Genomic DNA, 14108 nt, shown 5'->3' on the forward strand with positions numbered 1-14108 from the left:
GAAGCTGACCTTCGACTATTTGCGCCAATAACGTTTGTATTTGCCACAGCCATCGCTGTCGCCGAAATCTTTAAAAAGTTTGTGCCACGAACCCTTGGCAAGACTTCGATTGTTTTTGACAAGTTTTTGCCGCGATCACTACACCGGACATTCGCCATCTTGCAGCAAATTGGTAGGTCAGGGCTCTTTGCGGATTTTCGCCGCACGGCGCACCAATGTCCGCTATACTGGCAATCCAGCAAAACAAACTCATGGATCAACGCTAAAGGATGAAACATTTCGTTTTCAGTAGCACGATGATGTTTTTGTACCAGTGCTTAACTTATTGATCCGCCTCTAAGACCAATTTTGTATCTGTCCAATTTCTACGCCTCCGGATGCAAGCAATGAGGGTTGATTAGATGCGATGCTGCGTTCAAAACAGACCGCGATGAGCAATTAGAAACCCGTGCGTAAATTTGGATATAGGCATGGCTATGACGAAGAACGGTTTTCCAAATGCGACGCTGGAACAGATCCACTGGCTTTCACTTTATCTACGGTTGCCCGCCGGTGGCGTTGCTGAAGAATTCCCGACAGAATCAGCTTGCGAAGATCGTTTTCGACAAATTCGCTGGCCTGACGGTCTGATCTGCCCTGTCTGTTCAAAAAAAGATTTTGGCAATCTAACCAGCGAAAAATTCTACCCTTGCCGGAACTGCAAAACGCAGGTTTCTGATACTTCGGGGACGATACTGCATCGCCGTAGATTAGATTTAGGTGTGTATTTTCTCCTTTCAGCGGAGATTGTGCGATATGAAACAGCCCGGTCCATACCGAGCGGTCACGATATCAAGGATCGTTTCGGGTTAGCATATGCAACGGCCGTACGCCTCAAGAAGAATGTCACCAGGGCACTTACAGAGGTTGATGGCGGCCTCTTAGGGCGCTGTATCTGCGTTCGCGACCTTACTCTCCCGCAAGATATTGATTTTGGATCTGATGATCATCTCATCTGGCTTCAAGGTGAAGACCAACGTCGGCGCTGGCGATCTGTCGGCATTTAGTTAAGTAGACAGCTCGTCCACATGTATCGTTCGCCAACGTCTTCCCGTTGCGAATTTCGGCATCTATATCTTCTTCACAGCAGGCAACGATGCCTACTGAATTAGGGATTTCATCCGGGAAGTTTGGCCATCTATGGCGTTTCACCCGTGCGAATTTCGAAAGAGAGAAGATAGTCTAAGCCTATGTAATAAAATAATAATTGACTCACATTGCATCGGCGTGATCGTTTCGCCGCGACCTGCAGTAGGAGTTCAATGATTTGCTAGGTTTACGATTGAACCGACCAACAGTTCATCGCGGACTGCTTGAATTGAAACCGGGCTGATCGCCTAAGCACACTTGCACAATACGAGCCGTACCAAGGCCAGGCAAGCGCGATCAATGCCTCACTATTGGAAATAGATAACTCGAAAGTGGGAACTTTCGGGAGCGGAGAAGATATGACTAGACCTCTCATGTGGGATACGTCCCTTGGCAACCAAGAAAAAATGCCCGCGTTGAAAGTCGACCCCATTCCTGGGGTCTTACCCTATGATGGTTCTCTAAACCCTTTGACGCGCAGCGATACCGCTAGCCGTGTTTCCATGACGATCGCCACACCAGCTACGCGCGGACACCGCAAGGTTTATCATTTTGATGGTCAGCGTGAGATGGCTGTTGCTCTTGAGGCGCTTCTAAGCCCCGAACTCTACGGCTTAGAAGTGCAGCTGCCACCAGTTTGGTTCACAAACAAGAACGGAAAATCGATACCGCATCATTTTGACTTGCGGATTACTTTTCGGGACGGGTTCCGTCGCGCCGTATATGTTCGGCATGGACAAAGCTTGGCCCGTCAAGAAACCCAAGATGAAATCAAGGCAATCTTTGCGGCGACGCCGGAATCATTTGCCGACGACAAGATCGTCGTAAACGGGGATCACTATACTCAGGCATACCGAGACAACCTGTTGCGGATCTGGCAAGAGTCCAAAACCTCGGATCCAAAACTGGAAGCTTACGTTCTGGAATGCGCTCGAAATGCAGCGTTTTGGAACATTCGAGATCTGATGGACTACTGCAGTCTACAAGAGGGCAAAGCCTTCGGAGTTATTCTCCGGCTCATCGGTCGCCGTCTACTTAGCGTAAACTGGAATGCATTCATTTGCCCACATTCGCGGATTTGGCTGACCTAATGCCAAAGACGCCTCTCTATAAGATCCCCGTGGAGTCGGAGCTGATCCTCGACCGTCGTAGATGGCGTGTGGTCGGTAAAGATCTTGACGGATATGCTGTAGAGGGCATCAATGATGGTGAGTGTTTGACTCTATCTTTTGAGCGCGTGGATAGCGCGATCAAGGTAGGTGATTGTGAGCTCATTACGCCTAAAATGTCTGAGGAGAAAAAAGAGCTTCTTGCCTTTACTGGCGGCATAGAACGAGTGGAGCAGCTCTCTGTGGATGAACAGCGTGATGTTCGTGCTCGTCTCGGTCTCGTACATGCAATGGATGCTTTAGAAGCAGCTGGAGCCAAGCTAACGCAACGATATCTATGTCGTCGTAACGTTCGCCAAAAGCTTCGCCCCCTAGCTTGCGAGTTAGCAAAAGATCCACATCTTTTCCACGGAGCGCATATCGGTAGCGCTTCTCTTCCTCACTCATTGCCAAAGGGTCGGACTCTTCATGAAATGCGCCAGACTTTCGAAAAATTTGGTCGCAATCCTATTGTGCTGATGCGCAAGCATCACTTGAAAGGACCACAGGGAGAGGCGCGGTGCAAACTGAGTGAACGGCAGGAACGGTTCATCTCTTATATTTTGAACCTGTGGCACGACAAGAAACAACCGCAACTTCAACCACTTTACGACGGTGCGGTCGAAGTATTTGATGTGCCCGAATTGGAGGTGCTTCGGGGTTTTCGTTTTCCGTCAATCACGACCGTCCGAACGCGTCTCAAAGGCATCCAAAAGATTGTTAAAGAGATCGGACGTAATGGCTCGCGATATTCACAGAACAAATATGGAGCCGGTTCAACTAATGTCAGAGCTCTCAAATTTGGCGACTCCTGCGCAACCGACCAAGTTCTTTTGTCTATTTTCACAAATAAAAAGGGTGAGACGCAGATTAAGGAAATCGACCCAAAGAAGGACGGCACACCGCTAGAGGAGAATGAGATCAACCGCCTCTGGATGTTCTTTATGATCGATATTGCAACCCGTTTGCCCCTGGCATGGTTACTTGCCGAGACCGCCGATGGAGACCACCAGAAAAAACTACTGCGGATGGCGATGCGGGACAAGACGCGTGAGGCAGTACGTTATCGCTGCAAGCATAAGCCGGCTCCCGGCGTTAAGCTCGCATCGGTAAAGTCAGACAATGGGACTGCAGCACGTAACGGGCCAGTCTACGCCGGTCAACTGGGAATGGAGACCACGGTTGTTACAGGCAGGGCGTACAATTCAACTGACAATGCCTATGCAGAAAGGCCTTTTGGGACACTTCAGTGGCGAGTGCTTAACTTCTTGGATGGTTACGTTGGGAGCGGGCCTGGAGAACTAAATGGATATGACGGTCAAAAACGTGCGAAAATCACGCCAGATGAGCTGATGGGAATTATTACCCGGTATTGGGTCGACGAGTACCCTTTCGCGAAACACCGAGGCACAGGAATGTTCAAGGCGACGCCGTGGCAAAAGTTCGAAGAACTCCAACAGTTGAACAGCGGCATTGAGGCTCCATCCCCAGAGGCGCTTCGTCTTCACTTGGGCGAAAGAGAAGAATTCACAATCACCTCAGAAGGGGTGAGAATATTCAACATCCCCTATAACTCCACGGAGCTTCGGAACTTTGATGGTGGAGCCAATAAGAAAGTGACGGTGTTCATAAACCCGGATGATCTCCGTTATGCCAGCATCCTGAGTGAAGAGACGGAAAAGGCCGTGACCGCAGATCTGAGGATGAATATTTTTGCAGATTTGAGCTTAGAGGAAGCAATTTCCACAATGCGTGCCGCGACAGAAGCGAACCCAGAGAAAACAGTTCTGCATGAACAGTATCTACGTGATGCTCGGAAACGGCGTGCGATAGAATCTGGGTTCTTCCCAGATTCCAATTCACCAGCCTCATACATGACGATCGAAAAGCTAAAGAGACAAGCTGAGGCAATGGCAAATGTTGAGTTCGTTCCCTTAGCCAGATCTGGCCCAACGGTTGCGCCAGGTTCCGTGATGGACAGGCAGCCAGAGGTGCCCGCGATTACTGAAATTTCAACGCAGGAAGAAACAACTGTCACCGTTCAGTCTGACCCAACGAATGCTGATCATGGGGCTTCCGGTGGGTCCATGTCGAGCAAAGACGCCTTGCCTGACCCCAAAAAGCCGATGTTCGCGCCCATCAAGAAAAGTAAGCTATGAGTGAATTCGTCAATGAAACCTATCGAGATGCGGCGGCAAATGCCGCTGGCCGACTGTTCCCCCTGGATAGGGCGACGTTACTGCAGAGGGATTTCATTAGGAAATTCAGCACTCACCTCGGACATCTGATCGGTGGTGGACAATTTGAAGCTGAAGGACTTCTTGTCACCGGTCAATCTGGCAGTGGAAAGACTACTGAAATCCGCTCGCTTCTCCAGCGGTTCAATGCGGATGGCGTCGAGCTCCCCAATGGAATGCCTGCCCGCTTTGCAGAGGTTTCGTTGAAAGGTGTCGAAACCTGGAAGGATTTCTGTAAATCCACCTCTGACGCGGTCGGATTTACGATCGCGGAGAAGGCGCGCCTAACCCAAGGTGATATCTGGGGTATCGTCATCAGAGAGGCCAAAATTAACGGATTTATCGGAATCCATTTCGACGAAGTTCAACATATCTTCCGTAAGAAGAGCGAAGTAGATCGTCTAGCCGTTCTTGACTCCTTCAAGTCCTGGATGAAGTCTCACAAATGGCCCCTGATGTTGATCTTCTCTGGCGTGCCAGAACTCAACGTATACATGCGGGAAGAGCCGCAACTGTACCGTCTTTTGGACCGCCTCCCGTTTGAAGATATTTCATTGCCAGAAGACTACCAAACTATCCACGAGATCGTTGGTAGCTACGCGATTTCCGCTGGGCTTGAGGTCGATCCTGATTTGATGACCCAGGACTTCCTTGATCGGTTAGTGTGTGCTGGCGCCTATAGGTGGGGGTTAGTCCTCAAACTCACGTCGTTTGCCTGTACGATCGCGCAAGACGCAAGCTCTACGTCATTAACACGAGACCACTTCGTTAAGTGGTGGGTGAACAAAACTAAGGCCGCCAAGATTGCCACGCCGTTTCTGCACAGTGGTTATGAGACCATGTATCGGAGGGATCATCCGTTCATCGAGGCTATCGCCGACTAAACCTTCATCAGCAGTAACAATACGAGTAAGCCCGCGTCTTATGGCGTGGGCTTTTTGCAGTCTGTAGGCGTGCAAAACCTGGAAAAAGGTGCAAAAAAGCTTGCGCAAGCTATTGGTTTCGTGCGCACGCTTTTGCTTTTGCTCCATTTTTGGGAGCTTGTAACCGATTGATTCCGGTAGGGTAATTTACATAGCGAAATCGGTGATTCTCACTTTTGCGCAGACATTCCCTTTCTCTGGCACACACTTTTTGCGGTTGGAATTTCCATGATATTTGACGTTTCAAAGGCCACCGCAGGTCCTCGCATCAGTACATGGCATTTGCCAATTGGGCACTGATATGACCCGAATATTAAGCCCTATGCTGCTTGAATATAATGTGGTTCGGCTTTCATGCAATCAATCATGCGCGCAAATTTCTTACGCGCCTTTTGGCCAATCGCTTGGTCCTGCGCATCATCAGGAGCTTTAGCCTTATCCTCGGACGCCGGCGCAGGAGACTTTTTATCCCAAGGTTCCCAAGCGCGCGTCGGGTGACTGCGACCATCAAGGCCGGGCGGGCGGATCACGCCACGCATCAGCATCCGGTCCATCAAGCCTTGTGCGTCTGCCCCAGAGATCCGGAACACGCGTTCAATATCCGCGGCCGACACCCCGTTGTTCATTTGAGCATAAACGCAGGCCCAACCGTAATGGAATGGCACAACCTTGGCCGTCGTGGCTTTCGCGGCCTTTGCGATCACGGGTGCTGGAAGAGCGGTCGCACCTGCGCTCGCCATCATGCCTTGTAGGAATTTACGCCTCTGCATTGGGCGTCTCCTGACTGCGTGGCTCCTCTTGAGCAGCGGTTTCAGCTGTGACGTCGTCAGCATCATTGGCCTGCGCCACGTCATCGTCGCGCATCAAATCCTTAATCACGTCTTTGGTTGCCTCAACAACTTTGTTGCGTTTTCCGAACAGAGTGTTCGGCCCATTTGAGGCATACATTGGCTTAATCGCCGCTGCGCTACCTGCGACAGGTGCGTGAACGACATTCTGCCGAACCAGTTCGCGCATTACGGCATCGGCCTGGGTGGCATCGACCCGCAACCATTTTTGGATAAGTGCGGGGGTGGCGCGGTGGTTTGCACGTGCAAATAAGGCGGCCCAACCGACCTGCATGGCATTGGCTGGGGCTGCTGCTGCTGGGACAGCGGCGGCGGGCAAGGGCAGGACTGGGATCACTGCGGCTGCTCCCGCGGAGCTGAGGAAGTCTCGTCTATTCATACCATTGATATGGGTATGGGACCCTGACCTTTTACGGGGAAACCCCGCGAAAGGTTCCCCAAAGTGGGTTAGGGTGTATTTAATCTGTTTGTTAACAGGTAGTTACCTTATCCGCGGATAAGGACGTGCGGGGTCTGTTCGTAAAAACGCGCCTACATGCCGTGTCAAACCATGCGGATGACGTCTTTATCAATCGACAACATATAGCCGCGCCGCGCGATGTTGCGCACCAGTAACTCTGACATCATTTGGTTGCCCAATGTGTCGCGCAGTCGCTTGATGCGGGTTGCCCCTGCGGCCTCTTCGCAATCGGACGAAGGACGGCCTGAAATCACACCCTCAATTTCGGCACCCGTCAGGACTTCATCATCCATGCGGGCTTCTGCCAGAACAGAAAGCGTTTCAATTGCTGCGTCCGTCAGTTTGAACTCGAAATTGTTGAGGTAGACCATGTTCTGATCGCGAGAAATCAGAAGCGAGTTCACTTCGATACCCTTGCGTTCGATCTGTCCCATGCGGCGGTTCATGGCGATTAGCATCACTAGAAAGGCGATCGCAGCCACCAGCAAAGCTGTCGCAAAAGTCAGCAGGACAAAGATGACAAAGCGGTAGCTGTCCAACGTAGCAGAGAACGCCGTGCCCGATTGGGCCAGAATTTCCAGCAGCTTGATTTCGGATTGGCCGGTCAGGGACGCGTTTTCAACGAACAGCTGTTCGACACGCGCGTTAAATGCATTTGCGTCCGGTAGGTTCAGAAACAGCAAGACAGCCGCCGTTGCCAAGATGACCACGATCGCTGCGATTCCGCCGACGACAATACGATTGCCTGTCTGGCGCGCTTCAATAGCGGAGGTAGTAGTCTCCTGCACTTTCCTGTCTCTCCTCAAGTCCGGCGTCGTCAAAGACACCTTCAATACTCAAAAGCTGCCATCCATCGGCAGCTAGGCGTGAATTTAGTTCGGCCTCGGCGGCGCCAACAGAACATTCGCCATTGATCTCGGCGACACCGTAATGCAACCGAAGCGGATCGTCACGCTTGGCTTTATAGTCCGCATAACAGGCCGCCTGGGCCGCGGAGCTCAGCACAATGAGTGCGAGAGAGAAGGGGATGATGCGTTTCATGCTCGGACCATGCCTCGCGACGGATTGTTATTCAATATCCATCGCCAAAGCGTCCGCTGTCAGCGCATAACATTTCCCCGATATTGAGAGACATCTGCCCCCAAGCCCATCGTTGATCCATCCCAAGCTGGCACACCGTCAGACGAACCCGAAAGGATCACACAATGTTTGCTCGTTCACTTAAAACAACATTCACCGCAGGAATTTTAGCCGGTTCCTTGGCGATAACCTCTTTGACGCCGTCTTCTGCACAGGCAGGGATGTCCGAGGAAGAAGTCTTTGGCTTGTTGTCTCTCTTGGTTATCGGCGCTGCAATTCACAACAGCCGCAATGATGATCCTGCGCCTTCTCCACAGGTGAATCGTACACCGCGTGGTGAAAGCACACGGCATGTGCTGCCGTCCAACTGTCGCCGTGACATTGAAACCCGCCGTCGCGGCACCGTTCGGATGTTCACGCAGCGTTGCCTGAACAACAACTACCGTCACGTCGATCGTTTGCCACAGGCCTGTCACATCCGTGTGCGCACTGAGAACGGTCAGCAGCGCCAAGGATATAGTGCCCGATGCCTGCGCAACGCCGGATTTCGCACAACACGGCACTAAGGCCGTCGCGAAATAGGGTGACCGCCCCCAGCGGTACCCCGATCAGAGGCAGGGGGGAGGACATGGCCCCCTGCCTCTTTTTTGTTCCTGAAAAGAACGCATGATTGCAGACTTTGCATATCGGGTCTGTAAACTGAGCCCTACCTCGATAGGTCAAAGTGCCTTACCCATTATCTTAGGGGAACGATGAACTAAGTAAGGACAGAAAATGATCCAAGACCGTTTGACCGCCAAATTCCTACGTAACAAGCCCGCCAAAGCGACTGAGCCTGAAGCACCTGTTGCCGTGAAGCCGAAAGCCGTGAAGGCGCCAGTCATGGACAACTACACGCGTGGTCGCCGCCTGTCTGGTGCGTTCTGGCTCTAAACTTGCGTATGTTGTCTGGGTCTGATTGATCGGACTTATGACAAAGAACATCGCCAGCGGCCCCGACTTTTCGTTTGAACAAGATCTTCTGACCCGTGGTGCGCTACGGATCGCTGGAGTCGACGAAGTCGGGCGCGGGCCACTTGCGGGGCCTGTCACCGCCGCAGCAGTGATCCTTGATCCTGCAAACATCCCTGTAGGGTTGAATGACAGTAAAGCGCTGACGAAGAAACGACGAGAGGCTTTGGAGCCCGTCATCTTTGCAACCGCCCAAGTCTCGATCGCACATGCTACTGTAGAAGAGATCGACGAAATCAATATCCTGCGAGCGAGTCATTTGGCGATGGAGCGTGCCATCGTAGGATTGGGCACTGTTGATCATGCCTTGATCGACGGCAACATGATCCCCCGTGGCCTTACCGTTCCAGCGACGACACTTATCAAGGGCGATGCCCGTTCTTCGTCGATTGCGGCGGCCTCAATTGTGGCAAAAATATGTCGAGATCGGATCATGGTGGATTTGGCGCAACAGTACCCTGGCTATGGCTGGGAGACGAACGCGGGATATGGATCAAAAAGTCACATATCTGCGCTTCAAAATCTTGGGGTGACCCCTCACCATAGACGGTCGTTCAAGCCCGTGCACAATATGTTGTGACAAGACTATTTTCTAACCTATTGATTCAATAAAGTTTTTGACTGCGAATCGCCTTTGACTCACATTGAGGACAACAAACGAGCGGATAACCGCCGTGACTTTTAAAGTCGGGACAGAGGCGTAGTATGACTAAGAAAAACAACGGGAAAAGTGCGGCTGCACTGCCCCTGAACACAATTCTTGACGGTGATTGCATCGACATCATGAACAGCCTGCCAGAGTGCAGCGTTGACCTGATCTTTGCGGACCCGCCCTATAACCTTCAGTTGAAGGGCGAATTGCATCGCCCGGATAATTCCAAGGTCGATGCGGTTGATAACGACTGGGATCAGTTCGAAAGCTTTAAACGCTACGATGAATTTACACATGCTTGGATGAAAGCCGCGCGCCGTATTCTTAAACCAAACGGTGCGATGTGGGTTATCGGATCCTATCATAATGTGTTCCGCATGGGGACCGAGCTTCAGAACCAAGGGTTCTGGATCCTCAATGATGTGATCTGGCGCAAATCTAATCCGATGCCGAACTTCCGCGGCATGCGTCTGACGAACGCCCATGAAACAATGATCTGGGTTTCCAAGACCGAGAAGTCGAAACCAACTTTTAACTATGAAGCGCTAAAAACGCTGAATGAAGGCACACAAATGCGCAGTGACTGGGTCCTGCCAATTTGCACAGGACACGAACGTTTGAAAAACGAAGCTGGCGAGAAAGCCCACCCGACACAAAAACCCGAAAGCCTGCTTCACCGCGTGCTGATCGGATCAACAAACCCTGGTGATGTCGTGCTTGATCCGTTCTTTGGTACTGGCACAACAGGTGCTGTCGCGAAGATGCTGGGCCGTGATTACATCGGTATCGAACGTGAAGCCGAATATCGCGCCGTCGCTGAAAAGCGCCTCAAGAATGTTCGCAAATTGGATGCCTCAGCTCTTGAGGTTACACAGTCCAAACGCGCCGAACCGCGCGTGCCATTTGGCCAAGTCGTAGAACGCGGCATGCTGCGCCCCGGTGAAGAGTTGTGGTCCATCAACGGGCGTCACAAAGCCAAGGTTCGCGCCGATGGTTCCTTGATTGGGGCCGATTCCAAAGGATCCATTCACCAAGTCGGTGCTGCCTGCGAAAACGCACCAAGCTGTAATGGCTGGACTTATTGGCACTACCGCCGTGACGGAAAGAAAGTTCCTATCGATCTGTTACGCCAACAGATCCGATCCGAAATGCGAGCGAACTAAACATTCACACAGAGATAGCGTGCCCCACGGGGCCGCAACGACTACCGCCTGTGCCTGCGGCGCCTATAGCCGTGGCACCACTTTCCCCCCGTCGGTCCCAAGACCTGACGGGGGTTTTTTCTATTTTAGCTTTGGCCCTTTCTGGGCCATAAGGTGCGAAAGTTAACGAGGGTTGGTTAATGGCAAAAATTCTTCTGACAGGTGGTGCGGGCTATATTGGATCGCATACATATTTGGCTTTGGTTGAAGCTGGTTTTGATGTCGTGATCCTCGACAATTTCTCCAACGCAAAGCTGGATGTTCCAAACCGACTGCAGAACATTGTGGGCGACTCAGTGACAGTGGTGAATGGCGATGTGTTGGATCGTGGCGTTCTGGATGCGCTGTTTGCAGACCACAAGATAGATGGGGTCGTGCATTTTGCTGCATTGAAGGCCGTGGGCGAAAGCGTTGAGAAGCCACTCGATTACATGCACACTAACGTCGGCGGCCTGCTGAACTTGCTTGCGGCGATGGACGCGGCTGGCGTGCGACGCATTGTTTTCTCGTCCTCCGCGACTGTTTATGGGGACACCGACGTGCAGCCGATCCCAGAAGATCACCCACGTACCTATACGTCACCTTATGCATTTACCAAGATTGCCGGTGAACAGATTTTAGAACAACTGACGGATGACTGGGCCGTTGGTATCTTGCGGTACTTTAACCCGGTCGGGGCGCATAAGTCCGCAATGATCGGTGAGGACCCAAGCGACATTCCAAACAATTTGGTGCCCTACATTGCTAAAGTCGCGACAGGCGATCTGGAACAGCTTGGCGTCTTTGGCGATGACTACGAAACTCCAGACGGAACGGGTGTGCGTGACTACATTCATGTTGAGGATTTAGCGGATGGCCATGTGTTGTCTTTGAAGTCTTTGATCGAAACGGGGAACAGTCACACGGTCAACCTTGGCACCGGTGAGGGGTCATCGGTTCTGGACATGGTACGGTCCTATTCGAAAGCTTGCGGGCGGGAATTGCCCTATCAGATCAAGCCGCGTCGCGATGGTGATGTGGCTGTACTGACGGCGCGCCCTGAGAAGGCCAAGGTGGAACTTGGCTTTGAAGCGACGCGCAGTTTGGCCGACATGTGCCGATCCAGTTGGGCGTGGGTCAGCGGCCAAATCCGCAACGATAGAGACTAATTCAACCTACCGCGGCATCGGGTTGGTGGCGTTTTTGTAGGGCGCCCAATCTTCGATTTCTGGGTAGTATTTTTTGCGCCATTCCCGCACGCGCGGGTTCATGACGCGCCGCCAGACAGGCGGGATCATCGCCGCCATGGTCATGATCGGATAGCCGTAGGGCAGTTGCGGAGCGTCCTCTTGATCGTAGGTTTGCAGGAGCGGAAACCGGCGGTCTGGTTTGTAATGATGATCGCTGTGACGTTGCAAATTGATCAGCAGCCAGTTTGAGGCTCTGTGGTCAGCGTTCCATGAATGACGTGGTTTGACGTGTTCGTATTTGCCGTCGCCAAGGTGCTTTCGGGTGAGGCCGTAGTGTTCGACGTAATTGACAACCTCAAGTTGGACAATCGCGATATAGGCTTGGAAGACGAACAGCCCAAGGCCCGCCCAACCGCCAATCAGGCAGGCGAGGGTGATCATCAACGATTGTAGAATTAGATAACGCCAGAACGGGTTGCTGCGGTGATACCAAGGCAGGTTCTTACGGGCGAGCATCGCCCTTTCGGCTTTGAACGCAGAGATCGGCTGGGACCAGAATACACGCGGGAAATAGCGGTGGAAGTTTTCGTTGTAGCGCGCGGTGACGGGATCGCGTGGTGTTCCGACGTAACGATGATGCACGAGCAGATGTTCGCTTCGGAAATGTGAATAGAGAGCCATCGAGAGCAGGATATCTGCGAGCCAGCGTTCGAATTTTGGTTTTTGGTGCGCCAGTTCGTGGGCGTAGACGATGCCGACCGTCCCCGACATCACGCCGATTCCAAAGAACAGCGCAAATTTTTCCAATGTCCCGAGATGGCCCGTTGAGGTCACGTACCAGAGCACCCCGAAAAGTGTGATGAACTGCAGTGGCATCCAGATGATCGTGACGAGCCGATACCAGAACAACTCATCCGTTGTTGTTTCAAGGTCTGCGTTTGCCTCGTAACGACCAACGAAGGCATCGAGGATCGAGAACATGTACCACGTTGCCAATGGCATCAAGATCACGGTCCAGCCGCCGAACACGGCCCCGATCCAAGCCAATGGGATTAACATCATCGACAACCAAAACGGAGCCGCGCGCGCAAATCGGGCCATGTTTTCGTGGGATACGATCGGGAAAGACGTCATGTCTGGAACTCCAACAAGTCTAGCTCAGTATAAGCGTTCGTGAGAGCACCTCAAAGGGTTCGTAGCGTCGCGGCCGCAAGGGTGTACGCCTTTTGCATCACAGTGGGCAAAGAGCTGGGGGCAAACTTGTCATCGGGTATGAAATGACCGCGGGATGGATTTGCGTCATGTGCCAGCACCAAGATGTGCACCCGCAGGATCAGGTGGAAATGGGTGAAGGTGTGCCGCGCATGGTCTGGCAGTTCAATCCAATCGCCGGAAACCGGCTCTAATCCAGCAGGATCGTCGTTCCATTCGGTCGTTGGCCAGCCGAGCATCCCGCCAAGAAGTCCCTTGTCTGGGCGGGTTTCCAATAGCCATGCTCCATCAGCGCTGCGGGCGATATAGGCGATACCATGGCGGGTTGGTTTGGGTTTCTTTGGTGTCTTTTTTGGGAGCGTTGCTTGGGTCCCCGCAGTCCGTGCTTTGCAGTCTTCAAGCAGAGGGCAGATGCCGCAGGCGGGGGACTTGGGTGTGCAGATTGTAGCGCCAAGGTCCATCACTGCCTGTGCATAATCGCCTGCACGCTTTTGAGATGTATGGCGTTGAGCGTAGTCCATGAAAACAGGTTTGGCTGCGGGCAACGGGGTGGCGTCATTATATAGTCGCGCCATGACCCGTTCGACGTTGCCATCTAGAACGGTTGAGGGTTCATCAAATGCAATCGCTGAGATCGCGGCTGCGGTATAAGGCCCAATTCCCGGAAGAGCGATGAGCGCATCATAGCTTTGCGGAAAGGTTCCGTCATGGTCGGCCACAATAGCGCGTGCGCACTTTAGCAGGTTTCGTGCACGGGCGTAGTATCCGAGGCCGGCCCACGCGGCCATGACATCGGCATCATTGGCGGTGGCAAGATCATTCACAGTCGGCCAGATTTGAGTAAATTTGCGGTGGTAATCGCGTACAGCAGCAACGGTTGTTTGCTGTAGCATTACTTCGGACAGCCAGACGGCGTAGGGGTCCGGCAAGACGCCTGCTTTGCGATCTGATGGCATGACCCGCCACGGCATTTCGCGGGCATGAACATCATACCAGTCCAGTAAGGCAGTCGTAATGTCACGCAATGTTTATGACCTT

At 52.5% G+C, this 14108-nt stretch carries 15 protein-coding genes; 9 read left to right on the forward strand and 6 right to left on the reverse strand.

Going from position 1 to position 14108, the window contains the following annotated elements; all coding sequences use genetic code 11:
- The first annotated feature begins 470 nt into the window (after nucleotides 1-470).
- The 4 genes from L0666_RS14450 (at nucleotide 471) to L0666_RS14465 (ending at nucleotide 5397) form a co-directional block, all read left to right on the forward strand.
- Entirely contained in the window at nucleotides 471-1046 is a 576-nt protein-coding gene (locus L0666_RS14450) for a transposase (RefSeq protein WP_235262082.1), read from the forward strand.
- A gap of 441 nt (nucleotides 1047-1487) precedes the next feature.
- Nucleotides 1488-2219: a hypothetical protein gene (locus tag L0666_RS14455; RefSeq protein WP_235262083.1), complete on the forward strand. Its 732-nt coding sequence runs from the start codon at nucleotides 1488-1490 to the stop codon at nucleotides 2217-2219.
- Nucleotides 2219-4435, forward strand: coding sequence for a Mu transposase C-terminal domain-containing protein (locus tag L0666_RS14460; protein WP_235262084.1), 2217 nt, complete (start codon nucleotides 2219-2221; stop codon nucleotides 4433-4435). Before L0666_RS14455 ends, L0666_RS14460 begins: the two co-directional genes overlap by 1 nt.
- Nucleotides 4432-5397: an ATP-binding protein gene (locus L0666_RS14465; protein WP_235262085.1), complete on the forward strand. Its 966-nt coding sequence runs from the start codon at nucleotides 4432-4434 to the stop codon at nucleotides 5395-5397. Before L0666_RS14460 ends, L0666_RS14465 begins: the two co-directional genes overlap by 4 nt.
- Before the next feature lie 359 nt (nucleotides 5398-5756).
- Here L0666_RS14465 and L0666_RS14470 read toward each other — a convergent pair whose 3' ends face one another.
- From L0666_RS14470 to L0666_RS14485, 4 genes are all read right to left on the reverse strand, one after another.
- Nucleotides 5757-6206: a hypothetical protein gene (locus L0666_RS14470; RefSeq protein ID WP_235262086.1), complete on the reverse strand. Its 450-nt coding sequence runs from the start codon at nucleotides 6204-6206 to the stop codon at nucleotides 5757-5759.
- Nucleotides 6193-6663: a hypothetical protein gene (locus L0666_RS14475; protein WP_235262087.1), complete on the reverse strand. Its 471-nt coding sequence runs from the start codon at nucleotides 6661-6663 to the stop codon at nucleotides 6193-6195. The genes L0666_RS14470 and L0666_RS14475 overlap by 14 nt, the downstream gene beginning before the upstream one ends.
- A gap of 164 nt (nucleotides 6664-6827) precedes the next feature.
- A complete protein-coding gene (locus L0666_RS14480) occupies nucleotides 6828-7532 on the reverse strand; it encodes a winged helix-turn-helix domain-containing protein (protein WP_216035783.1) in 705 nt (234 codons plus the stop codon).
- Nucleotides 7504-7785 carry a hypothetical protein gene (locus L0666_RS14485; protein ID WP_235262088.1) on the reverse strand — a complete coding sequence of 94 codons (282 nt, stop codon included), beginning with the start codon at nucleotides 7783-7785 and terminating at the stop codon, nucleotides 7504-7506. The genes L0666_RS14480 and L0666_RS14485 overlap by 29 nt, the downstream gene beginning before the upstream one ends.
- A gap of 164 nt (nucleotides 7786-7949) precedes the next feature.
- Between L0666_RS14485 and L0666_RS14490 the strand changes: the two genes are divergently transcribed.
- The 5 genes from L0666_RS14490 (at nucleotide 7950) to galE (ending at nucleotide 11837) form a co-directional block, all read left to right on the forward strand.
- Nucleotides 7950-8390, forward strand: coding sequence for a hypothetical protein (locus tag L0666_RS14490; RefSeq protein ID WP_235262089.1), 441 nt, complete (start codon nucleotides 7950-7952; stop codon nucleotides 8388-8390).
- A gap of 208 nt (nucleotides 8391-8598) precedes the next feature.
- Nucleotides 8599-8757, forward strand: a complete 159-nt coding sequence (locus L0666_RS14495; protein ID WP_235262090.1) for a hypothetical protein — start codon at nucleotides 8599-8601, stop codon at nucleotides 8755-8757.
- Nucleotides 8758-8794: 37 nt separating this feature from the next.
- Entirely contained in the window at nucleotides 8795-9415 is a 621-nt protein-coding gene (locus L0666_RS14500; protein WP_235262091.1) for a ribonuclease HII, read from the forward strand.
- A 125-nt stretch (nucleotides 9416-9540) separates the two neighbouring features.
- Entirely contained in the window at nucleotides 9541-10650 is a 1110-nt protein-coding gene (locus tag L0666_RS14505; protein ID WP_235262092.1) for a site-specific DNA-methyltransferase, read from the forward strand.
- A gap of 179 nt (nucleotides 10651-10829) precedes the next feature.
- Entirely contained in the window at nucleotides 10830-11837 is a 1008-nt protein-coding gene (gene galE / locus L0666_RS14510) for a UDP-glucose 4-epimerase GalE (RefSeq protein ID WP_235262093.1), read from the forward strand.
- Nucleotides 11838-11843: 6 nt separating this feature from the next.
- Here galE and L0666_RS14515 read toward each other — a convergent pair whose 3' ends face one another.
- Nucleotides 11844-12992, reverse strand: a complete 1149-nt coding sequence (locus L0666_RS14515) for an alkane 1-monooxygenase (protein ID WP_235262094.1) — start codon at nucleotides 12990-12992, stop codon at nucleotides 11844-11846.
- Nucleotides 12993-13042: 50 nt separating this feature from the next.
- Entirely contained in the window at nucleotides 13043-14095 is a 1053-nt protein-coding gene (mutY, locus tag L0666_RS14520) for an A/G-specific adenine glycosylase (RefSeq protein WP_272492188.1), read from the reverse strand.
- Nucleotides 14096-14108: the final 13 nt, after the last annotated feature.

The sequence above is a fragment of the Octadecabacter algicola genome, assembly GCF_021532625.1.
Lineage (GTDB): Bacteria > Pseudomonadota > Alphaproteobacteria > Rhodobacterales > Rhodobacteraceae > Octadecabacter > Octadecabacter algicola.

Coding starts and splice junctions, on each gene's coding strand:
- L0666_RS14475 (WP_235262087.1), bottom strand. CDS start 6,663: ATGAATAGACGAGACTTCCTCAGCTCCGCGGGAGCAGCCGCAGTGATC.
- L0666_RS14465 (WP_235262085.1), top strand. CDS start 4,432: ATGAGTGAATTCGTCAATGAAACCTATCGAGATGCGGCGGCAAATGCC.
- L0666_RS14455 (WP_235262083.1), top strand. CDS start 1,488: ATGACTAGACCTCTCATGTGGGATACGTCCCTTGGCAACCAAGAAAAA.
- L0666_RS14495 (WP_235262090.1), top strand. CDS start 8,599: ATGATCCAAGACCGTTTGACCGCCAAATTCCTACGTAACAAGCCCGCC.
- L0666_RS14460 (WP_235262084.1), top strand. CDS start 2,219: ATGCCAAAGACGCCTCTCTATAAGATCCCCGTGGAGTCGGAGCTGATC.
- L0666_RS14515 (WP_235262094.1), bottom strand. CDS start 12,992: ATGACGTCTTTCCCGATCGTATCCCACGAAAACATGGCCCGATTTGCG.
- L0666_RS14450 (WP_235262082.1), top strand. CDS start 471: ATGGCTATGACGAAGAACGGTTTTCCAAATGCGACGCTGGAACAGATC.
- L0666_RS14505 (WP_235262092.1), top strand. CDS start 9,541: ATGACTAAGAAAAACAACGGGAAAAGTGCGGCTGCACTGCCCCTGAAC.
- L0666_RS14490 (WP_235262089.1), top strand. CDS start 7,950: ATGTTTGCTCGTTCACTTAAAACAACATTCACCGCAGGAATTTTAGCC.
- L0666_RS14485 (WP_235262088.1), bottom strand. CDS start 7,785: ATGAAACGCATCATCCCCTTCTCTCTCGCACTCATTGTGCTGAGCTCC.
- galE (WP_235262093.1), top strand. CDS start 10,830: ATGGCAAAAATTCTTCTGACAGGTGGTGCGGGCTATATTGGATCGCAT.
- L0666_RS14500 (WP_235262091.1), top strand. CDS start 8,795: ATGACAAAGAACATCGCCAGCGGCCCCGACTTTTCGTTTGAACAAGAT.
- L0666_RS14470 (WP_235262086.1), bottom strand. CDS start 6,206: ATGCAGAGGCGTAAATTCCTACAAGGCATGATGGCGAGCGCAGGTGCG.